This window comes from Gordonia soli NBRC 108243 (assembly GCF_000334455.1).
GTDB classification, from domain to species: domain Bacteria; phylum Actinomycetota; class Actinomycetes; order Mycobacteriales; family Mycobacteriaceae; genus Gordonia; species Gordonia soli.
In genome coordinates, this window is the sequence record NZ_BANX01000027.1 from 1 (window position 1) to 21,475 (window position 21,475).

20 protein-coding genes and 1 tRNA gene are annotated in these 21,475 nt (G+C 65.7%); 8 read left to right on the plus strand and 13 right to left on the minus strand.

The genetic code is table 11. The features are described 5' to 3' along the window. Positions 1 to 20: 20 nt before the first annotated feature. A complete protein-coding gene (locus GS4_RS17715) occupies positions 21 to 1,505 on the minus strand; it encodes an HNH endonuclease signature motif containing protein (protein WP_245555751.1) in 1,485 nt (494 codons plus the stop codon). A 526-nt stretch (positions 1,506 to 2,031) separates the two neighbouring features. On the opposite strand from GS4_RS17715, the gene GS4_RS17720 reads away from it, so the two are divergent. From GS4_RS17720 to GS4_RS17750, 7 genes are all read left to right on the plus strand, one after another. After that, positions 2,032 to 3,489 (plus strand): APC family permease, encoded by a 1,458-nt coding sequence (locus GS4_RS17720; RefSeq protein WP_051989767.1) that lies wholly within the window; start codon positions 2,032 to 2,034, stop codon positions 3,487 to 3,489. A gap of 90 nt (positions 3,490 to 3,579) precedes the next feature. Next, positions 3,580 to 3,924, plus strand: a complete 345-nt coding sequence (locus GS4_RS17725) for an ArsR/SmtB family transcription factor (RefSeq protein ID WP_007623083.1) — start codon at positions 3,580 to 3,582, stop codon at positions 3,922 to 3,924. Continuing rightward, positions 3,921 to 4,565 (plus strand): dihydrofolate reductase family protein, encoded by a 645-nt coding sequence (locus tag GS4_RS17730; protein ID WP_007623085.1) that lies wholly within the window; start codon positions 3,921 to 3,923, stop codon positions 4,563 to 4,565. The genes GS4_RS17725 and GS4_RS17730 overlap by 4 nt, the downstream gene beginning before the upstream one ends. A 9-nt stretch (positions 4,566 to 4,574) precedes the next feature. Further along, the gene (locus GS4_RS17735) at positions 4,575 to 5,060 is read left to right on the plus strand and encodes an SRPBCC domain-containing protein (RefSeq protein ID WP_007623087.1); all 486 of its coding nucleotides are present in this window, start codon (positions 4,575 to 4,577) and stop codon (positions 5,058 to 5,060) included. Positions 5,061 to 5,192: 132 nt separating this feature from the next. Continuing rightward, the gene (locus GS4_RS17740) at positions 5,193 to 5,615 is read left to right on the plus strand and encodes a nitroreductase family deazaflavin-dependent oxidoreductase (RefSeq protein ID WP_007623092.1); all 423 of its coding nucleotides are present in this window, start codon (positions 5,193 to 5,195) and stop codon (positions 5,613 to 5,615) included. Between the two features lie 343 nt (positions 5,616 to 5,958). Next, positions 5,959 to 6,534 carry a recombinase family protein gene (locus GS4_RS17745; protein WP_040510982.1) on the plus strand — a complete coding sequence of 192 codons (576 nt, stop codon included), beginning with the start codon at positions 5,959 to 5,961 and terminating at the stop codon, positions 6,532 to 6,534. Continuing rightward, the gene (locus GS4_RS17750) at positions 6,531 to 6,833 is read left to right on the plus strand and encodes a hypothetical protein (RefSeq protein ID WP_007623098.1); all 303 of its coding nucleotides are present in this window, start codon (positions 6,531 to 6,533) and stop codon (positions 6,831 to 6,833) included. The genes GS4_RS17745 and GS4_RS17750 overlap by 4 nt, the downstream gene beginning before the upstream one ends. A 1,446-nt stretch (positions 6,834 to 8,279) precedes the next feature. Here GS4_RS17750 and GS4_RS17755 read toward each other — a convergent pair. Continuing rightward, positions 8,280 to 9,014: a hypothetical protein gene (locus GS4_RS17755; RefSeq protein WP_007623102.1), complete on the minus strand. Its 735-nt coding sequence runs from the start codon at positions 9,012 to 9,014 to the stop codon at positions 8,280 to 8,282. A gap of 137 nt (positions 9,015 to 9,151) precedes the next feature. Between GS4_RS17755 and GS4_RS17760 the strand changes: the two genes are divergently transcribed. After that, on the plus strand, positions 9,152 to 9,901 hold the full coding sequence (locus tag GS4_RS17760; RefSeq protein WP_007623105.1) for a tyrosine-type recombinase/integrase: 750 nt from the start codon (positions 9,152 to 9,154) through the stop codon (positions 9,899 to 9,901). A 25-nt stretch (positions 9,902 to 9,926) separates the two neighbouring features. Here the strand turns inward: GS4_RS17760 and GS4_RS17765 are convergent, their stop codons facing one another. The 11 genes from GS4_RS17765 to pyrG form a co-directional block, all read right to left on the minus strand. Beyond that, positions 9,927 to 11,552: a DUF5677 domain-containing protein gene (locus GS4_RS17765; RefSeq protein ID WP_007623106.1), complete on the minus strand. Its 1,626-nt coding sequence runs from the start codon at positions 11,550 to 11,552 to the stop codon at positions 9,927 to 9,929. Positions 11,553 to 11,685: 133 nt separating this feature from the next. Next, a tRNA-Pro gene (locus GS4_RS17770) sits at positions 11,686 to 11,759 on the minus strand. A 118-nt stretch (positions 11,760 to 11,877) separates the two neighbouring features. After that, on the minus strand, positions 11,878 to 13,317 hold the full coding sequence (gene der / locus GS4_RS17775; protein ID WP_007623107.1) for a ribosome biogenesis GTPase Der: 1,440 nt from the start codon (positions 13,315 to 13,317) through the stop codon (positions 11,878 to 11,880). After that, positions 13,314 to 13,994 (minus strand): (d)CMP kinase, encoded by a 681-nt coding sequence (cmk, locus tag GS4_RS17780; RefSeq protein WP_007623108.1) that lies wholly within the window; start codon positions 13,992 to 13,994, stop codon positions 13,314 to 13,316. The genes der and cmk overlap by 4 nt, the downstream gene beginning before the upstream one ends. Then, positions 13,991 to 14,977, minus strand: coding sequence for a pseudouridine synthase (locus tag GS4_RS17785; protein ID WP_007623109.1), 987 nt, complete (start codon positions 14,975 to 14,977; stop codon positions 13,991 to 13,993). Before GS4_RS17785 ends, cmk begins: the two co-directional genes overlap by 4 nt. A gap of 5 nt (positions 14,978 to 14,982) precedes the next feature. Further along, entirely contained in the window at positions 14,983 to 15,651 is a 669-nt protein-coding gene (gene scpB / locus GS4_RS17790; protein WP_051989769.1) for an SMC-Scp complex subunit ScpB, read from the minus strand. A 356-nt stretch (positions 15,652 to 16,007) separates the two neighbouring features. Then, positions 16,008 to 16,934, minus strand: coding sequence for a segregation and condensation protein A (locus GS4_RS17795; RefSeq protein ID WP_007623111.1), 927 nt, complete (start codon positions 16,932 to 16,934; stop codon positions 16,008 to 16,010). A 98-nt stretch (positions 16,935 to 17,032) separates the two neighbouring features. Continuing rightward, positions 17,033 to 17,983, minus strand: a complete 951-nt coding sequence (locus GS4_RS17800) for a ParA family protein (RefSeq protein ID WP_007623112.1) — start codon at positions 17,981 to 17,983, stop codon at positions 17,033 to 17,035. 179 nt (positions 17,984 to 18,162) lie between these two features. Continuing rightward, the gene (gene xerD / locus GS4_RS17805) at positions 18,163 to 19,080 is read right to left on the minus strand and encodes a site-specific tyrosine recombinase XerD (protein WP_007623113.1); all 918 of its coding nucleotides are present in this window, start codon (positions 19,078 to 19,080) and stop codon (positions 18,163 to 18,165) included. Positions 19,081 to 19,088: 8 nt separating this feature from the next. Beyond that, on the minus strand, positions 19,089 to 19,727 hold the full coding sequence (locus GS4_RS17810) for an NUDIX domain-containing protein (protein WP_007623114.1): 639 nt from the start codon (positions 19,725 to 19,727) through the stop codon (positions 19,089 to 19,091). Beyond that, positions 19,724 to 21,469: a CTP synthase gene (pyrG, locus tag GS4_RS17815; protein WP_007623115.1), complete on the minus strand. Its 1,746-nt coding sequence runs from the start codon at positions 21,467 to 21,469 to the stop codon at positions 19,724 to 19,726. The genes GS4_RS17810 and pyrG overlap by 4 nt, the downstream gene beginning before the upstream one ends. Between the last annotated feature and the right edge of the window lie 6 nt (positions 21,470 to 21,475).

Genomic DNA, 21,475 nt, shown 5'->3' on the forward strand with positions numbered 1-21,475 from the left:
TGGCACGCCTCGCATGCCGGTCATCCCGGTTTCGGTCGTCGGGTGCAGACGAGTACACGGTCGGGGTGGTGGCGGTTGTTGATCCGTGGTTCTGGTGGGCCGTTTGTCGGCTCGCTAGTTGCTGGTGGTGTCCAGGTGACGCGTCCGGTGGCGCGGTCGAGTCGGGTGGTCCATTGGTCTCGGCGTGGGCCGGCGGCGCGGTTGTGTTTCGGGCAGGCCACGCCGAGGTCGTCGATGTCGGTCCGTCCACCTTCGGCCCAGTCGATCAGGTGGTGGGCTTCGGAATGCATTGCCGGTTGGTCGCAATCGGGTGCGGTGCAGCCACGATCTCGGGCGAACAGGGCCATGCGTTGGGCGCGGGATGCGGTGCGGCGAGCACGCCCGAAGTACAGGACTTCTTCGGTGTGATCAGCGAACACCGCCAGGTGCGGGTCCGCTTTGGCGGCGAGTTCGACGACGTCGCGCCACGGCAGATCAGCACCGGTGGCGGTCACACCGAGACCGGCTGATTCGCGGAGTTGGGTTTCGGTGATGGAGATGATCAACTGGGGCGGCAGCCCACGATGACTCCCACCCAAAGCTCCGCCCTCGAGAACACACTTCAGGAGAGCATTCAGAGCGTCATGGTTGCGCTGGCCTTGGGATCGTGAATCCCGTTGCGCTGCATCCTTGATTACCTCGGAGTCGGGATCGGCGTCATCGATGCTGCCCGATGGTGAGTTCGGGTCGTCGGGGTTGTTCATCCCCGGTGCCGCCCACTTCGCCAACACCACATCCAGCATCGCTCGGGTCACCGGATCGAGGGTGGCGGTCAGTTTGGACATCAGTTGCGCATCTTGGCGCGACAGGGTCATCGACCGCTGCCGGGCGCGATCATGGTCGTCGGTGAGTTCACCATCAGGATCGAGGTGCGCGAGCAATCTGACGCCCACCTGGCGTAACGCGCTGGGCGACAGCGTGCGTGCGTGTTCAGCTAGCGCGACCTCGGCGGCCACGTGATCATCGATTTCCACACTCGCCGGGATGCGGTTGGTGATGTCGAGGATCACCGACACGTGTTCGGGTGCGATCGCACCTTCGGCTAGTGCATCCGCGGTTGCCGACAGTTCCGGTGGCTGCTGGAGTCCGGTGATCGTGTAGGTCTCCGACAAGGCCGCAGCGTGGTCGAGGCGTCGTTTCACATCGGGCACACCCAGATGGTTGGCCACAAACATTCGCATCGTCGCCGCACCGGTCAGCCGCCACGCATCACGATCGGACACGTCCATCAATCGGCGATGCCCGAGCGAGGCGATCCGCCGACCCGCGACCTCGTTGGCTTTCGCCAGCGCAACCACTTCGACATCGGTGCACCGATCGGCCGACAGTTCAGCAATCCGATCCAACACCGCATCGAGCTCACCGTAGGCAGCCACCAAATCATCGACCGAATCCGACTGCACCGCAGCGGATCGCGCATCCGGCGGCGGTGACAGTGTGGTGGTTGGCGGCTTGTCGAAAGCCATGAACATCATCTCCTCATAGCTTCCATCATCTACCCAGAACACTATCCCGGCCCACCGACAAATTCGTCCGCCGACGACTCTCGGCCACTGCGAACCGCACAACTGACACCTCAGTGGATCACGCTGTGCACCAACCACACCGCGCCGCACTCACGTGCCAGAAGTCCGAACACCGCTGCGCCGACATGCAGACTCCACGGGGGTGCATCTCTCACGCACGGTCAACGGATCGGAGCGCACGATCGGCGAATCCGAGCGCACGGTCAACGGATCGGAGCGCACGGTCGACGAAGAGCACCTTCCGTCGACGCCCCGAACGATTCGATCCGCCGATCCCGCGACCTCGCACATCCCTCTGAATGAACGCGTTCGCCATCGAACGCGACGTCGATCAGGAGGACATTCATCGAGAGCGCCCGCTCGACCGGCCCGCAGCTCGATCAGCAGCCGACGCCAGACCGCCGATTCGCCCCACCCGAGAGAGTCATCCGCATTACGGTTGCGGCAGTCGGCGATCGGAGTGCCCATGGGCGATCACACATCGAGAGCTGACGACACCGAGATGTCTGCCGAGTTCGGCTACCGTCCTCAACTCCGTCGGTCGCTGGGTTCATTCCAGGTGTTCGCGGTGTCCTTTGCGTTCATATCGGTGGCGGTCGGGATCTTCGGCACCTATGACGACCTCCTCACCTCGGCCGGTCCGGTGGGCATCTGGACGTGGCCGGTCGCATTGGTCGGCCAACTATTGGTGGCGTTGGTGATCGCGCAGTTCGCTGCGCGCATCCCCCTCAGCGGTTCGTCGTATCAATGGGCGTCCCGACTCACCGACCCTCGAATCGGTTGGGGCTTCGGGTGGTTGACGTTCTGCTATCTGATCACCGGACTCCTCGCCATCGACAGTGCAATGGCGAGTCAGTGCCTGATGCCCCTTTTCGGCATGCCTCCCGATGAAGTCGTCTCGCGGGTGATCACCGTGATCATCCTGGCAGTGCAGGCGGCCATCGCCATCGCGTCGACCTGGATCGTCGGGGTACTGAACTCGGTGGCGGTCGTCGTCGAGCTGACGATCGTCGTGGTGCTGGTGGTCGCGCTGTCGGTGGCTGTCGCCCTCACCGGCCACGGAACGCTGGACAACCTGACTTCCCGCGGTGTGACCGCCGATGCGCCGGACTACTTTGCCTTCGGTGGCGGACTGATGGCGTCGATGATCGTGGGACTCGCGACTCTCGTCGGCTTCGATTCCGCCGCGTCGATGGCGGAAGAGGCCAAGGATCCGCACCGGAGCGTCCCGCGCGCGATCGTGGGCTCGGTGGTCGCGGCCGGCATCCTTGGTTTCCTGTTCCTCATCGCGCTGACTGTCGCCATCGACGATGTCGCGAAGGTGACTGCCAGCGGTTCGCCGGTGGCGAGCATCCTGGGCGACCAACTCGGACATCCGACAGAGCGCATCCTGCTGGTCGTCATCGCAGTTGCTTTCTTCGGCGGCGGGATGGTCACCATGACATCCTGCGCCCGCATCGTCTTCGCGATGTCGAGAGACGGCCGATTCCCCGGCCACCGTCTGTTTCGGATCGTGCACCCGCGGACCAGGACCCCGGTCGCGGCCACCCTGCTCCCCCTCGTCATCGGAATCCTCACATTGGTTGTGATCCCTGGCGACGCACTCATCGAGCTGATCACGTCGGGAACCCTGTTTCCCGCCATCACCTACGGTCTCATCGTCGTTCTCTATCTCGTCGTCCGTCGGCGCCTCGACACCACGACAGGTGCCTTCGATCTCGGGCGATGGGAGGTGCCGGTCGCGGTGGCCGCGCTGATCTGGACGGTGGCCGCGGTGACGGTCCTCCTCGCGCCGGCGTCGGCCCGGGTGCCGTTGATCATCGTCGTCGGGCTGATCGGGCTCGGGGCGATCTATCTGGGGTATCTCATGATCCGGCGCCCCGTTGCACTGCAGGCGAATCGGAATCCGACGCCCGATCCGTGACAACCGCTGTCACGACAGGGCGGACTGACGCCACCGCAGTTTTGGTTCCCACCGTTGACAAGCGCGACACCGAGCGAAACACTTAAGTAAATGCCTAAGTATCAGTCCGACGTCGACGTCGTGCTCCGCGCGCTGGCGCATCCGACGCGGCGAGAAACGGTGGAACGACTCTCGCGGCGACCCGCAGCGGTGTCCGATCTCGCCGCGCAGTTCTCCATGACACTGCCGGCGTTGATCCAGCACCTCGCCATCCTGGAGGACGCGGGTGTGATCACCTCGGAGAAAGATGGACGGGTGCGGACGGTCAGCCTCCGCCCCAGCGCATTCGACGTACTACATCTGTGGCTCGACCAGCACCGCACATCAGCCGAACGCCAGGCCGATCGCCTGGGCATCCATCTCGCCCGACACCGACCGAAGGGAAACCCGACATGACTCGCGTCCGCGTAGACCTCAACATCTCTCTGGATGGCTTCGCCACCACCACCGATCAGACGCCGGAGAAGCCGTTCGGAGAGGACTGGGGTCGGCTGACCGACGCGTACGTGTCGACCCGCACCTTCCGATCACGCGTTCTCGGGGACACCTCCGGCGCGGGGACGACCGGCGTCGACGACGACTTCGCGTCCCGGTACTTCGACGAGATCGGTGCGGAAATCATGGGGGCGGCCATGTTCGGGCTGCACGCCAATGCCGACGACCCCGACTGGCGCGGCTGGTGGGGAGATGAGCCCCCGTTCCGGTGCCCCGTGTTCGTTCTCTCGCACACTCCTCGTGAACCGATACCGATGAAGGGCGGCACCACCTTCCACTTCATCGATGCCGACGCGCAGGATGCCTTGAACACTGCGGTGGCCGCCGCCGACGGTGGCGACGTGCGCATCGGCGGCGGACCGACGACGGTCCGACAGTTCCTCCGTGCCGGACTGGTCGACGAACTCCACGTCGCCATCGCGCCGATCCTGCTCGGGCGCGGCATTCGACTGTGGGATGACCTCCGCGGTTTCGAAGAGGGTTATCGCGCCACCTCTGTGTCGGCGCCCAGTGGAACCACCCACCTCACGTTCAGCCGATAGGACACGACCATGGGCACTCCCGCCACCGGCTCCGACGCCGCCGAAAAGACCGTTGCCCATAGCGGTTTCACTCTCACTCGCGACTATCCGGTCCCGGTCGGCAGTGTCTGGTCCGCCTTTGCCGACGAGGATCAGAAGCGCGAGTGGTTCGGCGGGGGCGCGGTGTGGACACCCGGCGAGTGGCAGCACGACTTCCGGGTGGGCGGTCGCGACGTAGCCGAGGGCACATTCCACGGCGGAACAGTGTCCCGATACGTCGCGCGTTACACCGACATCGTCGAGAACGTCCGGATCATCACGTCATACGACATGTGGCTCGACGGTGCGCACATCTCGACCTCGGTCGCGTCATTCGAGTTCGAGGGCATCGCCACCGGCACCCGATTCACCCACACCGAACACGGCATCCACCTGGATGGACTGGACGACGGTGAGGGACGGCGTGAAGGAACCGAAGGGTTGCTCACTGCGCTCGGCGAGCTCCTCACGAGGTGATTTCCGTCCTGTTCGTGCGCCTGCGTCGCGCGTCCGCGCCGGTCGCGAGAGGCGCGGCATCATGACCAGCGACGTATCCCTCGAGATCCCCAGGGCGGGAACAGCGCGTTCGGCGTGCCGGTTGGACCGAGCATGAGTGAATCCGCAGAGTTGAGTCCGACCGACTGGGTACGTGAACAGACCGAGAAGATCCTGGCGACTGGAACCACCGACGGCGTGAAGGTCCTCGGTCGTCCGATCGTGCTCTTCACCACCGTCGGGGCGAAGTCGGGCAAGAAGCGCTACGTGCCGTTGATGCGCGTCGAGGAAGACGGCCGCTACGCGATGGTCGCCTCCAAGGGCGGAGATCCCAGTCACCCGTCCTGGTACCACAACGTGGTCGCGAATCCGCAGGTCACCGTGCAGGACGGCGATACCGTATCCGAGAAGACCGCCCGTGTGGTCGACGGCGACGAGCGTGCGCACTGGTGGGAACTCGCCGTCGCCGCCTTCCCCCAGTACGCCGAGTACCAGACCAAGACCGATCGCCAGATCCCGGTCTTCGTCCTCGAGTGAGCCGAGTCCGACTGCACTGAGTGTTGCCTGACCACGCCGGGTGGCGCTGCCGATGTCGGTGGCTCCACCCGGTTTGTCGTCTCACGGCCACGCGTCTCACGACTGCCGGGTCACGCCCGATCCGTCTCACAATGCTGACCCGTTGCGTATCACTGAAGTACCCATTTTGCGACACCCGAAGGCGACGAGTATCCCGCCAGATCAGCAGTTGACAGCCAGTTACAGCAATCGGACTGCCGCCAGCTGATCTCATAAGTCAACCGCGTGTCTCGTATCGAAGAACTCACTTTTTTGAGATACAGTTTCGCGTATGACATCGGATGCGCCCCCGGGCTCCACGGGAATGGCACTCGGCTACGCGCGGGAGGGCGTCGGAACCGACACACTGGCCCCGCAGATCGATTCACTGACCGAGGTCGGCGTCGCCCCCAATCGCATCTACACCGACGTGTTCGACGACGGCCCTCCCCCGGACCAGCGTCCCGGCATGACCGCGTTGCTCGACTATGCGCGCCCCGGCGACACCGCGGTCGTCACCGGCATCGATCGGCTCGGCCGCACTGTCGACGAGGTGATGGCCGCGGCCCGCGAGTTCGCCGATCGCAGGATCGGTCTCAGATCGCTGCGCGAAGGTATCGACACCGACGATCCGGGCGGGGCGATGATCGTCGCGGTGCTGGCATCGCTGGGCGAACTCGACGACGAGCGCCGCCGACGTCGACGACCGCGGCACAGCGGATCCCGCGTCAGATCAGCGTCCTCCCATATCGGCCGTCCCCGTGCGCTCGATCCCGAGCAGATCGAGCAGGCTCGACGGATGCGTGCTGCCGGCGACCCCGTCCCGGCGATCGCACGTGCTCTGGGCGTGAGCCGTGCGACGCTCTACCGCACTCTCGCCGAGGGACGTTCGGTCGGATGACACCCCACGAACCGGAGCTGCCCGAGCTCGACATCGTCACCGAGTACGGCATCGTCACCCGCCTACCGACGTCGTTTCCCATCTACGATGCCGACCTCGACGAACATCTCGATCCCGACCTGTTCCAGCAGGGTTTCGTCGATGCCGCCGGCGAACTGGACCGCATGCCCTGCACGTGGGCGCATCACCACGCGTCCCGGATCCTGGCGTGCCCGCCGCCCGAGGACGATGACGAACCGAGCTACACCCGCGGATACCGGGCCGCGATGTACGGACATCTGCGCCACGGACCGCGCTGACAGCGAGACGACTGCGCGTCAACCACTGACCCATCGCGGCCGGGGGTCGGCAGACTCACTCGTGGCGGGGCGAGGCGACCGATTGACACTTCGCGGCCAGGGCGTGCCATGACTCGGCCGAAGTGCGTCCTCCGGCAATTGCACTCTCACTCGGTGGTGATGCGAGATTCCAACTACCACGATCATGTGGCGAGTGATTGCAGCGATAACACCCACACGCCTCCGCTCGCGCATCCAAGAAGTTCAGTCAGTCCTCACCGACGAGATTGCGCCTTACCACGCAATCTTGTTGAACTCGGTTGGATCGAACCAAAGGTCATGTCGAGAGATACCGCTGCCGCAGACCCACGCATAGGCATGGTTCTCGCCCCTACAGATGCGTCGCATCTTCATTCGTCTTCCACACTGCGGACACGAACCGGCGGGTGTGGAGGTGTAAATCGTGCCACCCGGTCCCTTCTCAAAAACTCTCCTGAAGAAAGGCATCGCACCCGTCCGAGCCATTTGCAGACGCACGACCAGCACCAGGCCGCCAGCTGCCACCACAGCGATCAAGAGCAGGCTCAGCCAAGCTGGCCATAACCGCAGATCCGCGCGGAAATTGACAAACAAACCGATCACCGCTGCGGCGGAGGCTGCGACTGCCAGCCAACTGTCTGGCAACCACGCCTTCCGTACCTTGGTTCGCGACATCTCCATCTCGCGGTAGCCGAAGTTGTCGGGTGCGACGTAGTTTCCCCCGACAACGGTGCCCGAGACATCGAGGTTTCCTCCGGCCTGGAAAGCGAGGCCGTTAGTCAGATTCTGTCGCTGGCCCAGCTCGTCTCCTCTGGTGGCTCCCCTGCACACTGGGCAGAATGGGAACTTATGCGATGCCTGAGGCTGGCACCCGCAAACTTGAATCATTTCAATGACCCCCTCCTCTGAAATCGTATGAGGAGTGTGTCAGTGACTACTGACAGCAATGGCTCAGGACCCGGGATTCTCTCGAGACACAGGACTCGACACCACCCGCCGCGGCTACCGGGCCGCGATGTACGGACTTCTGCGCCACGGACCGCGCTGACAGCGAGACGTACCCGGAGACGACCAGAGGCCCTCTCCTGATGACGGAGAGGGCCTCTGGGTTGTCGGGCTGACAGGTTTTGAACCTGCGACCACTTGACCCCCAGTTATGTAGTTCGCTCCGTCCTGGGCTTTCTCGATCTTTCAGCGTTTCGCGATATATGCCTTCTGAACTGGGATGATACTCAATTTCTCTGTCGGGGAGTTTCACCGTCTTTCAACCGATATTCGAAACTCTGCGGTCTGTGTGCGGTCTGTGCGGTCTGGCTCTCGTTGACGCTGCGCGCTCTGGTCAGTGTCATCGAGCAGGCCGCGCGAACTGCTACGTCCACCGATCCTCGTTCCAAGGTGCGGTCACTGCGGTCGCTGCGTCCACCATGCTCACAGGACGTCGTCGACCACCGAACGGACTAGTCGATTGATCAGGTCGCGTCCCTCGCGAAGCTCTATTTTGTTTCCTGACGGTGAGCTCGATCGGTATGCGTGACGCGCCTCCGGCCCGCTCAACTGCGGATGATTCGCGGACGCCTCGAAGTCCTCGACCTCCTGCGTCGTAGCCCAACCGATCCGAACAATCGCCTTCCCTTTGCCACTCGGCGCGGATTGATTGGCGTACTTCCGGACGTGCTCGTAAACCTTCCACAAGTCCACCCACCCCAGTTGCCCGCCACCGCTGCCCATAATCGCGACGATGGCCGCAACCTCGGAGTCGGCCGCTGCTGCTGTCGCAAGCCTCTGCGCCGCGGAAGGCCCGGGCGGCTGAACCGTCCCACCGCGGGTAGTCACTACGACACCGGCGAAAGCTCGCGCCCTGATTTCCGCTCTTGCGACCGCATTCGTGACGGCACCGTCAGAGTGAGCAAAATTGCCCGCCAGTGCGAGTGATCTAAACCCAGAATCAGCCATGCGACACACGGCGTTGACGCGCTGGACGATCGGCGTGGCGGTGTCCACCAGCGCATCGGCCGGGCATGAATCGAGAGCGGGATCGGTCAGGTAGTGCCGCTCGCCTTCGCGAACGACCCTGGTGTCCCCGGTCCGGAACTGTTCGGCCGCAACTGTCAGCTCGTACCCCTCGCCGTCGAGCCATGCTTTCGTGGTTCGATTCTCAGTCATCTGGCGAACATACCGGCCCAAGCAGCCCACAGGATTGAGATTCGACCCATACCCGTTGCACGGCAACACATCCCGACCTCTCGCGAGGTCCCCAGGCCGGTTCTGGGCCGTCCACGGGGCTCTCAGGGCCGATCACGGTGCGTGCGACGCTCACCGCCTTCACTGCGGTGGTGCAGTCCTACGTCGACCAGGGTGTGCTGCCGCGCAACGTCGCCGCCCTGGTCGAGCGGCCCGCCGACGCCGATGTCGATGAGGACGACGCGGAGCCGAATTCCGAGACCACGGCGAAGTCGTGGACTGTGGCCGAGGCCCAGCGTTTCCGCGAGTCTGTCCGCGATGACAGGCTTTTCGCCTGCTGGTTGCTGAGTTGCTACGGACTCCGGCGGTCAGAAGTACTCGGCCTTCGGTGGTCAGCTATCGAAGGGGAGGCGCTCCATGTGCGTCGGGGCCGCGTGACCGTCGGGACCGAGACCATCGAGGGCGCGCCCAAGTCGCGCCGGTCCCGCTGGGAGTTGCCGATGCCCGCCGAGCTGATCGAGGCCCTGCGCGCTCTCAAGACCAGGCAGAAGGAGGAGGTTCTTGCCATCGGTGTGCCGTGGGACGAGGACCGGCTGGTGGCCTCCCGCGAGGACGGCTCACCCGTCGCTCCCGACTGGTACTCCGACGAGTTCCACCGGCTCCGTGCCCGCGCCGGTCTGCGTCGTATCAAGCTCCACGGGCTCCGCAACACATCGGTCACGCTCATGCTCGACCGAGGTATCCCGGTGCACATCGTGGCCGGATGGCACGGCCACGATCCGGCGGTCTCGTTATCGATCTACCCCGACGCGAAGGCCGATGAGCTGCGCGCGGCGGGCGCGTCACTGTTCGGGTCAGCGGCAAAATGAGGACCACCGGTCCCCTCGACCTTGCTCAATTCTGCTCCGGGTTCGTCACCTCATCGCCGTTCGTCCACGCAAACGCCGCCTCAACAGCAGCCGTATCAGTACCCAGCAGGTCGAGGCTGCGCCGCATCAGAGCGTTCAGAGTACCGATCCACGAATCGGCCAGAGCAACGTCCGCACCCACCGGCAACGAAAGGCTGGGGATCAGATGCCCCCGATGCAGGATGTTCATGCATCGTTCCATTGCGTGCATCTCGACCGACCACCACTCAGAGTGCGTCACTCCGCTCGCCACGGTATAGGCATGCCGGTAGTAATCCAGTAGACCTGCTTCCTCCGCCATTTTCCTGAGAGACACCCCAGCGAAGGTGTCCCGAGTATCGACTGTTCGCAGGTCGATTCCCGAGTCATTGTGGCTGAGCGCGGCCACCGCATCAATAGATTCACGCACCGCCGGAGTCTTGTAGCAGTCTGGCAACTCTTCGGCTATAAGCGCATTAAGCTTGGCCTTACCCTCCCCATATTCTTGGTAGGTGCGGTACATCGAATGGTCTTGGAGCGCCATCCACTCGATGTAGATCCGGACCTCCACGAGCGTCCGACCAACATGTGCACCGAACTCGAAGCACCACAGGTCTGGGCTTCCAAGGACTGCGATAACTTCACGCGCCGCTCGCATGACCAGACCGGATGTCACCTCCTGTCGCGCCGGGTCGTGAAGATGTTGTGGCGCAGTCTCGATTGCTTCAGCGAAACTGCTAGCCAAATCCATAGCTAGCTGCCTCTTGTCCTCCGGCTGATCGCTGTAGCCGCCCGGAGCTGGCGGGTCTTCGCCGCCAGGGGCGGCGTCATTGGCAGGCTTCGTCTCCTCTGCTCCCTTCAAAGATCGCTCACGGACGCACGCGGTGATGATCGAGTTCACGCCCCAGAACTGGCGTGCCCAGCGGATCGACTGGTCATAGTATTCAGGGTCCTCGCTCTGGTTAAGCCCGCGAAAAGAGCCCCAGGAAGCTCGCACCACCGCCTCTGCTCGCGCCCTAGTTTCCGGATCGTTGGGGAACTTCCTGAGGACTTCAATCATCGCTGAGTCAGAGGTCTTGAAAACGCCGACCTGGACCATGCCCCAGATGGTTAGGCACTTCACTAACGCCTCCCAGTGCCCTTCGCCGATGACCTCAAGGAGGCCCCTTGACAACAGGTTCACGCCCGTCTGGGTGGCCGGTTCGGTATCAGTACCGATCAGCCACCGCGCCGGAGCATCGGGGTAGACCCGGAGCACACCAACGACTGCTTCAGGTAGCAGGCCGTGCTCATGTGCACGCGCACGCGCACTCTCCATCAGCGCCGGGTGCGAACCAAACACAGCATCCAGGCTGGTAAGACGTCCGTCTATCGCCCTGGCCAACTCCTTGGGCGGCACGGCGTCCCCCACGTCAGCAATCACCGACTTTTGCCAGCGGACAAAATCCATCACGCGGTTAGGTCCTGTGTCTGCCATGACAAGAACCGGCCACAGGAGGTCCGGCACGTCGTCTCGGACCCAATCACCCACTTCAACGCCTAGCGCGATCATCGGCGGAGCATAGACCCGTCTTCCCTGCTTGACGTGGCCTGCCATCGGGCCAGAACGCTCGATGCGCTGCTGCTTTGCCATTGCTGCAAGCTACTTCACGGCTCTGACACCTCACCGCGTGTTGGCCCACTGTTGGCCCACTGAGGTTCTGCGGGCCACTGACCACTGACGACGAAACCCCCTCCGAAGCAGGTTCGGAGAGGGTTCCTGAATGTCGGGCTGACAGGATTTGAACCTGCGACCACTTGACCCCCAGTCAAGTGCGCTACCAAACTGCGCCACAGCCCGTTGCCCCTCGCGAAAGGGGCGTTGATGAGCCTAGCCGACGACCGCGCCGGCGTGCCAATCGCCTGGTGGGCGGCGTGTTCCCGCAACCGATCGGCACGCCCGGACGGCGTCGGAGAGGCTACTTCTTGCGCCGCTCGCGCTTGTCACGGACGCGGACGTTGATGCGGACCGGTGAGCCGTCGAAGCCGAACTGCTCGCGCAGGCGTCGCTCGAGGAACCGGCGGTAGCCTGCCTCCAGGAATCCGGTGGTGAACAGCACGAAGGTCGGCGGCCGGGTGGCGGCCTGCGTCGCGAACATCACGCGCGGTTGGCGCCCACCGCGCAAGGGCGGCGGTGTCGCGGCGATCACGTCCTTGAGCCAGTTGTTGAGCTGGCCGGTCGACACCCGACGATCCCACGACTCGAGCGCGCCCTCGAGGGCCGGGACCAACTTCTGCACCGACCGTCCGGTGGACGCCGAGATGTTCACCCGACGTGCCCATGGCACACGCGCGAGCTCGCGGTCGATCTCCTTGTCGAGGCGGAGTCGGCGGTCCTCGTCCACGAGATCCCATTTGTTGAAGGCAATCACGAGCGCACGACCGCTCTCGATGATCAGCGACAGCACCCGGAGGTCCTGCTCGGTGATCGGCTCAGAGGCATCGATCAGCAGGATCGCGACCTCTGCGGCATCAAGGGCAGAGCGGGTACGCAGCGAGGCGTAGTACTCATGACCGCTGGCCGTGCGGACCTTGCGACGCAGACCGGCGGTGTCGATGAACTGCCAGGTCTTGCCGTCCAATTCGACGAGTTCGTCGACGGGGTCGACAGTGGTACCGGCGACGTTGTCGACGACCGAGCGTTCTGAGCCGGCCAGCTTGTTCAGCAGCGAGCTCTTGCCGACGTTCGGCTTCCCGACCAGCGCGACCCGTCGGGGTCCGCCGAGAGTGGTTGCCTCGCGAGGCGTCTCGGGCAGCACCTCCAGGATGACGTCCAGCAGGTCGCCTGCCCCGCGGCCGTGGGCGGCCGAGACGGGATGCGGCTCACCGAGACCCAGCGACCACAGGGTTGCCGCCTCGGCCTCGGCGCGCTCGCTGTCGATCTTGTTGGCCGCCAGGATTACCGGGGTCTTCGACCGGCGCAGGACCCGGGCAACCGCTTCGTCGGTCGCGGTCGCCCCGACGGTCGCGTCGACCACCAGGACGATGGCGTCGGCGGTACGCATGGCCAGCTCGGCCTGCGCGGCGACGGCCTGCTGCAGCCCCTTGGCGTCGGGTTCCCAACCGCCGGTGTCGACGACGGTGAAGCGTCGGCCGATCCAGTTCGCATCGTAGGAGACGCGGTCACGGGTCACGCCGGGGATGTCCTCTACCACTGCCTCGCGGCGACCCAGGATGCGGTTGACGAGGGTCGACTTCCCGACATTCGGCCGTCCGACGATCGCGACGACCGGGACGGCGAGACCACCTTCGGCTTCGCCGCCGAGCTCGAGATCGCCGACCTCCCAGTCGCTCTCGTCGGACCAGATTCCGTCGCCGGGTTGGGCGGTGAACTCGGTGTCGAGATGGTTGTCGGTCACGGCTGGACTCCGATCCGGGAGCGGACCAGGGCGGTCAGTTCGTCGAGAACCTGGTCCAGGGTGAGGTCGCTGGTGTCGACCGTGATCGCGTCGTCGGCCGCCCGCAGCGGTGAGACGGCACGCGTCGAGTCGAGGTGGTCGCGCTTGTTCACGGCGGCGAGCACCTCGTCCAGGTCGCTGGAACGTCCTGCGGCGCGGTTCTGTTCGTGGCGTCGCTCCGCGCGTGCCTGCGCAGTCGCGGTGAGGAAGATCTTCACCCGGGCATCGGGGAACACGACGGTGCCGATGTCACGGCCCTCGACCACGACGAGCGACTCGTCGGCCTGTTCGCGTTGCAGGGCGACGAGCTTGCTCCGCACCGCCGCGACCGCCGAGACGGCGGAGACCGCCGCGGTGACCTCGTCGGATCGGATGGGGCCGGACACGTCCGCACCGTCGAGGAGAACCGTCGAACCACCGTCGGCGGCCGGGATCAGCGTGATCTCGCTGCGTTCGACGGTGTCGGCGATGGCTTCTGCGTCGTCGAGAGATGCGCCCGCACGCAGGACGGCAAGGGTGGCAGCACGGTACATCGCACCGGTGTCGAGGTAGTGGGCTCCCACCCGCTCCCCCAGCAGCCTGGACACGCTCGACTTACCGGTTCCGGCAGGTCCGTCGATGGCGATCACGCCGGTCACAGTCCGACCGCCTTGTAGAGCGCGCCCACCTCGTCGTTGCCGAGGACACGGAGGCTGCCCGGGCGCTGTTCGCCCAGGGAGACCGAACCGATGTCGGTGCGGACCAGTTGGGTGACCGGGTACCCGACCGCTTCGAACAGCCGTCGCACGATGCGATTCCGCCCCTCGTGCAGGGTGATCCGGACCAGCGACTGGCCTTCGTGGATCTCCATCACGGTGAAGCGATCGACCGACACCGGTCCGTCGTCGAGCTCGATGCCGTCCTTGAGGGTGCGGCCGACGCCGCGGGCGACCTCGCCCTTGACGGTGGCCAGGTAGGTCTTGGGCACCTCGAAAGAGGGGTGCATGAGTCGATGCGCGAGTTCGCCGTCGTTGGTGAGCAGCAGCAGACCTTCGGTGTCGGCGTCGAGCCGACCCACGTGGAAGAGTCGCTGACCGGCCATCACGCGCTCGGCGATGATGTCGCCGATGCACGGGCGGCCCTGGTCGTCGGCCATGGTCGACTGCCAGCCCTTGGGCTTGTTCAGCGCCAGGTACTGCTTGGTCTCGTCCATGATCACGCGCGCGCCGTCGACGCGGATCACCGCGGTGTCGGGGTCGATGCGCAGGCCCTGCTCGACGACGATCTCACCGTCGACCTCGACCCGACCGGCCGCGATGAGTTCCTCGGCGCCGCGTCGGGAGGCGACACCCGCCTGTGCGAGGACCTTCTGGAGTCGCACGCCGTCGGCGATGTAGGTGGCGCCGGCCTCGACGGAGGGGGCGACGGTCTGGTGCTTTGCGGGCTTCGCGTTGTTGAGGCGGACCTTGCCCGACTCGACATTCGGTCGCGAGCCCTTGCGATGGACCTTCTTGGGCCGGTGCTCGGGCTGTCCGCCGGTACGGCGCCCGGTGGAGCCCTGTCGTTTGTTCGTCGTGTCGTCGGTCGAGCGCGACTTCTTGCGTCGCGGTCCCGGTGCGCCGTCTCGGCCAGCGGATGCCATGGTGATCAGTCCTGATCGTCGGATGCGTCGGCGATCGAGCTGGTCGCCGACGACGTGGATTCGTTCTCTGTCGAGTCTGACCGGTCACGAGCCAGTTTGGCGAATCGCGGATCCGAGGAGAGTTCCTCGTCGAGGTCGTCGATGAGGTCGACATCCGGCAGCAGAGGAGCCAGGTCGGGCAGTTCGTCGAGCGAAGCGAGTCCGAGTCGCTCCAGGAACAGCTCCGTCGTCCCATAGGTCGTCGCAGTGGTCTGCGCGTCGGTCCCCACCTCGTTGATCAGGCCACGAGCGACCAGGGTCCGGATGACACCGTCGACGTTGACGCCTCGGATGGCGCTCACGCGGGCGCGTGTGACCGGTTGTCGATAAGCGATCACGGCCAGGGTCTCCAGCGCTGCGCGAGTGAGCTTCGACCGCGCGCCGTCGAGGAGGAGACGTTCGACATACGGTGCGAAATCGGCACGGGTGTAGAACCGCCACCCGTCGCCGGCATAGCGGAGGTCGATGCCACTGTTGGCGTGGGTGAGCTCGACGCTGATCTGTTTGAGCATCGCGTGTACGCGCAACCGGTCCTGGTCCACCGCGGTGGCGAGTTCCTCGCTGCTCACCGGACTGTCGACGACCAAGAGCACGGCTTCCAGTGCGGATCGGAGCTCGGCATCGTCGAGACGCATCGCCGACTCGGCGTCGATGGTGATCTGCTCGGCGGCGCTGGGGGTCGGCTGCAGGAACTCGTCGGCATCGTCCGGGTCGTCGTATTCGTCATAGGCGTCGCGGTCGACGTCGTCGAGATCAGTCGTGGCGGTGACTGCCGTGTCAGGAGCTGCCGCGTCGAGATCTTCGCTGCCGGGAACTCCCCCGTCGTGATCTTCCCGGTCGGGATCTTCCCGGTCGACGCCGTCGGCCGGCGTCGCGGTGTCGTCGATGCCCACCGCCACCGCCTCGACCAGTTCGGCCGCGGCCTCGGCGCCACCGGGCTCGGCAGACGTCTCATCGGTGTCGCCGGTGTCGTCGATCGGGTCCTGACCGCTCATCCGTAATCCTCCGCCCGGTCGATGTCGACGTCGTCGACGTCCTTGTCTCCTGTCCAGCTCACCCGCAACTCCCCCAACGCCTCGGGCTGCTCGAAGGCGATCGCCTTCTCCCGGAACAACTCCAGGAGTCCGAGGAACCGACCGACCACCTCCAGCCCGTTCTCGCACTCGGCGACCAGTTCACCGAAGGTCAGGAACGGACGGGTCGTCGACGCCAACAGGCGCGCCATCCGACGAGCCTGCTCGGGCACCGACACCGTCGACGCATGCAGGTGGTCCAGGCCGACCGACGGCGTCGGTCGGGGTGCGAGTGCCGCCGCGGCCACTTCCGCGAGTCCCATGGCATCGACCCCGAGCGACACCTCGGGCAGCAACTCCTCGAAGTGCTTCTCCAGCGACACTGCACGCGGATACCGTTGCAGGGCAGCGGCTTCGAGCTCACCAAACAGCGCGGCGACTTGTTTGTAGGCGCGGTATTGCAGCAGCCGCGCGAACAGCAGGTCGCGCGCCTCGAGCAATGCGAGGTCCTCGGGATCGTCGACCTCTCCCGAGGGCAGCAGCCGCGCGGCCTTCAGATCGAGCAGCGTCGCCGCTACGACCAAGAACTCGGTGGTCTGCTCCAGACCCATCTCCGGCCCGAGCTCTCGTGTGTAGGCGATGAAGTCGTCGGTGACCGAGTGCAGCGCGACCTCGGTGACGTCGAGTCGATGCTGGCTGATGAGGTTGAGCAGAAGGTCGAACGGACCCTCGAAGTTCTTCAGCTTGACCTGGAACTTCGTCGGCAGGTCGGCACGACCATCGCCGTCCTGGGTGTCTGCACCGTCGGTGCCGTCACCGTGTGCGTGTCCGCCCTGTCCATCGACCGGCTGGTCGGCCTCGCTGGGCGCGTCAGAATCGACCGCGGCTGCACCACCATCGACCACCGGTGGCTCGACGACCTCATCGGTCGATCCGTCGGGTGACACCGATTCCGCTGTGTCTACACCTGGCTGCTCCGGGCCTGGTTCGTGTGGGCCGGTGCTCATGTCTGCCGAGTGGTGCGGGCGATGACCTCACGTGCCAACGCCCGGTACGCCTTCGCGCCGGCCGAGCGCGGAGCCCACGACGTGATCGGCTCCCCCGCCACGCTGGTCTCCGGGAACCGGACCGTGCGGCTGATCACGGTGTCGTAGACGGCCTCACCGAACACCTCGACCACGCGTGCCATCACCTCACGCGAGTGCAGCGTGCGGGCATCGAACATGGTGACCAGGATTCCACCGAGGGTGAGCCGCGGATTCAGTCGGTCACGCACCTTCTCGATGGTGTCGGTGAGCAGCGCGAGGCCGCGCAGGCTGAAGTACTCGCACTCCATCGGGATCACCACGGTGTCCGAGCAGGCGAGCGCGTTCACGGTGAGCAGGCCCAACGACGGTTGGCAGTCGATGAGGACGTAGTCGTAGCGGTCCGTGACCGGGTGCAGGGCACGTGCGAGAGCCTGCTCGCGCCCGACCTCGGTCACCAATTGGATCTCCGCCGCCGACAGGTCGATGTTGCTGGGCAGCAGGTCGAGTCCGTCGACGCGGGTGCGCATGAGGACGTCATCGGTGGATACCTGCGGCGGGACCAGTAGGTTGTAGACCGTGTTCTCGAGATCGTGGTGCGGCACGCCCAGGCCCGCCGACAGCGCCCCCTGCGGATCGAGGTCCACCAGCAGGACGCGTCGACCGTATTCGGCCAGCGCCGCACCGAGATTGATGGTCGACGTGGTCTTGCCGACGCCACCCTTCTGGTTGCACACCGCGATCACGGTCGCGGGACCGTGTCGGTCGAGCTGGGTGGGTTCGGGTACCGGCCGATAAGGCCGACCGGTTGGGCCGATGTCGCCGGTGGAGGCCTCGGGGCCGGAGTCCTCGTCGGCGGCGCCGGGTGAGACCGGGATCCGGTACTGATCGTCGCGGACGTCGGACCGGGGTGCCCTGGGGGTGCTCACCTGCCGCCGCTCCCTTCTGCCTCTGTCCTCGACATCTTCTGCGACCTGGGTGCCGCGGCGACCGAACTCGGCCGCGATCCGACCATCAAGCCGTCGATCCGATCACCACAGACTAGTGCGTCGTCGGCCGTCCACGACGGTGCACCGCCGGGCGCGCGGCGCCGTGTCGGCCGGGGGCGTCATCGCGCACGTGGATGCGCGGTCGCATACACCTCACGCATCGTGTTGACCGTCACCAGGGTGTAGATCTGCGTCGTGGTCACCGACGCATGCCCCAGCAGCTCCTGCACCACCCGGACGTCGGCGCCACCGTCGAGGAGATGGGTGGCGAAGCTGTGCCGGAGGGTGTGCGGTGACACCGACTTGTCGAGCCCGGCCCGCTGCGCAGCCGTCACCAGCACCGACCACGCACTCTGGCGGGACAGTCGGCCGCCGCGTGCGTTCAAGAACAGGGCAGGCGTGCCTCGGGCGACGAGCGCCGGACGTCCTCGGACGAGGTAGGCGTCGATCGCTGAGAGCGCCGGACCACCGACCGGCACCAGGCGTTCTTTTCCGCCTTTGCCCCGCAGGTGTACCGCTCCCGATTCGGTGTCGAGATCGTCCAGATCGAGCGAGATCGCCTCGGAGATGCGGGCGCCGCAGCTGTAGAGCAGTTCGAGGAGCGCACGGTCGCGCAGCGCACGCGGGTGGTCCTCGACGCCGGCGGATTCCAGGATCGCGACCACCTCGTCGATCGGCAGCGATTTCGGCAGCCGACGCGCGGCCTTCGGTGGCGACACCGCATGTGCGACATCGCCCGCCACGGCACCTTCTGCAGCGGCGAAGCGATGGAAACCACGTGTCGCGACGAGCGTGCGCGCCACCGAACTGTCGGCGAGTGGGGAGATCCCGGCGTCCGGATCACCACGCCGCAGCTGCACCAGGAACTCTCGGACGTCCTCTTCGCGGACCTCTGCCAACTCGCCGATCCCCCGCCGCTCGAGATACTCGCGGTATCGGTTCAGATCACGGGCGTAGGACGCGATCGTGTTGGCCGCCGAACCGCGTTCCACGGTCAGGTGGTCGAGGTATCGGGTGACCAGGTCCGCGGTGCTCATCCTGGGTCTCAGCGGCGGGTGCGATCGCGATGCGCGGTCGGTTGGTCGCGCCACGGCGCGTCGGTGTCCCGCAGGCCTGCGCCGGTCCGGTCGGCCGCAGCGACCGCCAGGACTCCGGCCACACTGGTGGCGTTGACGATCTCGCCCGCGAGTACGGCGGCGACCGCATCGTCGAGCAGAAGCCACTCGACCTCGATCTCCGCCTCTTCGTCGGTGCGCTCGGCCGGATCGAGCTGGTGCAGTCCCTCGGCGAGATAGAGACGCAACGCCTCGTCGGTGAAACCCGGAGACGACACGAGGTCGACGAGTACCCGCCACTCGTCGGCCGCGAGATCGGCCTCCTCGGCCAGCTCGCGCTGGGCCGCCGACAGCGGCGTCTCGTCGGGTCCGCCGTCGAGGAGGCCGGCGGGCAGCTCGAGCAGTCGTCGCCCGACCGGATGCCGGTACTGCCGCACCATCGCGATACGGCCGACCGCATCGCGGGCGACGATGGCCACCGCCCCGTGATGCTCGACGACCTCGCGGTGCGCGACCCGACCGCCGGGCATCTCCACCTCGTCCACCCGCAGGGTCAGGATCGCCCCCTGGTAGACGGTCCGACTCGATCGGACGTCGAAGTGGTGCTCGCCTGCGGTCGGATCCGTCACTCGTCGGACCCGCTGTCGGCGGCCACGCTCTCCAGCGTGTGGCCGGCGGCCTCGTAGTCGTCGATCTCGACCGGGAGTCGTTCGGCCGCCTTGTATTCCAACGCCGCCTCGATGAACGACCGGAACAGCGGGTGGGGCCGTGTCGGCCGACTCTTCAGCTCGGGATGTGCCTGTGTGGCCACCAGGAACGGGTGTACGTCGGCCGGGTACTCGACGAACTCCACCAGGTGTCCGTCCGGCGAGGTTCCGGAGAAGAGCAGTCCGGACTCCGCGATCTGCTCGCGGTAGGCGTTGTTGACCTCGTAGCGATGGCGGTGCCGCTCGGACACCTCGACGCTGTCGTACGCCCGCGCCACCAGACTGTTCGGCTGCAGCGACGCCGGGTACGCACCCAGTCGCATGGTGCCGCCGAGATCGGCCTCGCCGGCCACCACGTCACGCTGATCGGCCATCGTCGAGATCACCGGGTGCGGTGTGTCCGGATCGAACTCGCTCGAGCTGGCACCCTCGAGACCCACCGATCGGGCCGCCTCGATGACCACGCACTGGAGGCCGAGACACAGACCGAGCAGCGGGATCCCGCGACGTCGGGCATAGCTGATCGCGCCGAGCTTCCCCTCGATGCCGCGGATGCCGAATCCACCGGGGATCAGCACGGCGTCGACATCGCCCAGGGCGGCCTGCGCCCCCTCGGGAGTCGCGCACTCATCGGACGGGACCCACTTGATGTCGGTCTTCGCCCGCCACGCGAAGCCGCCCGCCCGGATCGCCTCGGTCACCGACAGGTAAGCGTCCGGCAGGTCGACGTACTTGCCGACCAGGGCGACGGTGACGGTCTCGCGAGGCTCGTGCACGCGGTGCAGGAGCTCACCCCATTCGGTCCAGTCCACGTCGCGGAACGGCAGGCCGAGCTTGCGCACCACATAGGCGTCGAGCTGCTCGTTGTGCAGCACCTTCGGGATGTCGTAGATCGACGGTGCGTCCGGGGTGGAGATGACACCGTCGATCTCCACGTCGCACATCAACGCGATCTTCTTCTTCAATCCCTCGGGGACATCGCGGTCGCAGCGCAGGATGAGCGCGTCCGGCTGGATACCGATGTTGCGGAGCGCGGCAACCGAGTGCTGGGTCGGTTTGGTCTTGAGCTCGCCCGACGGTGCCAGGTACGGGACCAGCGAGACGTGCAGGAAGAAGACGTTGTCGCGGCCGACGTCGTGTCGGATCTGTCGGGCGGCCTCGATGAACGGTTGCGACTCGATGTCACCGACGGTTCCGCCGATCTCGGTGATCACGACGTCCGGCTCCACCCCGTCCTCGCCGGGTGCCCGCATGGCGAGGACCCTGGACTTGAGTTCGTCGGTGATGTGCGGGATCACCTGGACGGTCTCGCCCAGGTACTCACCGCGACGTTCTTTCGCGATGACCGTCGAATACACCTGCCCGGTGGTCACATTCGCCGACTGCGAGAGGTTGCGGTCAAGGAACCGCTCGTAGTGTCCGACGTCGAGGTCGGTCTCGGCGCCGTCTTCGGTGACGAAGACCTCGCCGTGCTGGAAGGGGTTCATCGTCCCCGGATCCACGTTCAGATACGGATCCAACTTCTGCATCGTCACGCGGAGTCCGCGAGCGGTGAGGAGTTGTCCGAGGCTCGACGCCGTCAGCCCCTTACCCAGGGACGAGGCGACACCGCCTGTCACGAAAATGTGTTTGGTGCCCGAATGCACATGGCGCAGTGGTCGCAACGCGTC

Bases quoted from the DNA above. Each gene is read 5' to 3' on its own strand.
- GS4_RS17720 (WP_051989767.1), top strand. From the start codon at position 2,032: ATGGGCGATCACACATCGAGAGCTGACGACACCGAGATGTCTGCCGAG.
- GS4_RS17785 (WP_007623109.1), bottom strand. From the start codon at position 14,977: ATGGCATCCGCTGGCCGAGACGGCGCACCGGGACCGCGACGCAAGAAG.
- GS4_RS17740 (WP_007623092.1), top strand. From the start codon at position 5,193: ATGAGTGAATCCGCAGAGTTGAGTCCGACCGACTGGGTACGTGAACAG.
- GS4_RS17725 (WP_007623083.1), top strand. From the start codon at position 3,580: ATGCCTAAGTATCAGTCCGACGTCGACGTCGTGCTCCGCGCGCTGGCG.
- xerD (WP_007623113.1), bottom strand. From the start codon at position 19,080: ATGAGCACCGCGGACCTGGTCACCCGATACCTCGACCACCTGACCGTG.
- GS4_RS17735 (WP_007623087.1), top strand. From the start codon at position 4,575: ATGGGCACTCCCGCCACCGGCTCCGACGCCGCCGAAAAGACCGTTGCC.
- GS4_RS17745 (WP_040510982.1), top strand. From the start codon at position 5,959: ATGGCACTCGGCTACGCGCGGGAGGGCGTCGGAACCGACACACTGGCC.
- GS4_RS17755 (WP_007623102.1), bottom strand. From the start codon at position 9,014: ATGACTGAGAATCGAACCACGAAAGCATGGCTCGACGGCGAGGGGTAC.
- GS4_RS17715 (WP_245555751.1), bottom strand. From the start codon at position 1,505: ATGGCTTTCGACAAGCCGCCAACCACCACACTGTCACCGCCGCCGGAT.
- GS4_RS17750 (WP_007623098.1), top strand. From the start codon at position 6,531: ATGACACCCCACGAACCGGAGCTGCCCGAGCTCGACATCGTCACCGAG.
- GS4_RS17730 (WP_007623085.1), top strand. From the start codon at position 3,921: ATGACTCGCGTCCGCGTAGACCTCAACATCTCTCTGGATGGCTTCGCC.
- GS4_RS17765 (WP_007623106.1), bottom strand. From the start codon at position 11,552: ATGGCAAAGCAGCAGCGCATCGAGCGTTCTGGCCCGATGGCAGGCCAC.
- scpB (WP_051989769.1), bottom strand. From the start codon at position 15,651: ATGCGTCTCGACGATGCCGAGCTCCGATCCGCACTGGAAGCCGTGCTC.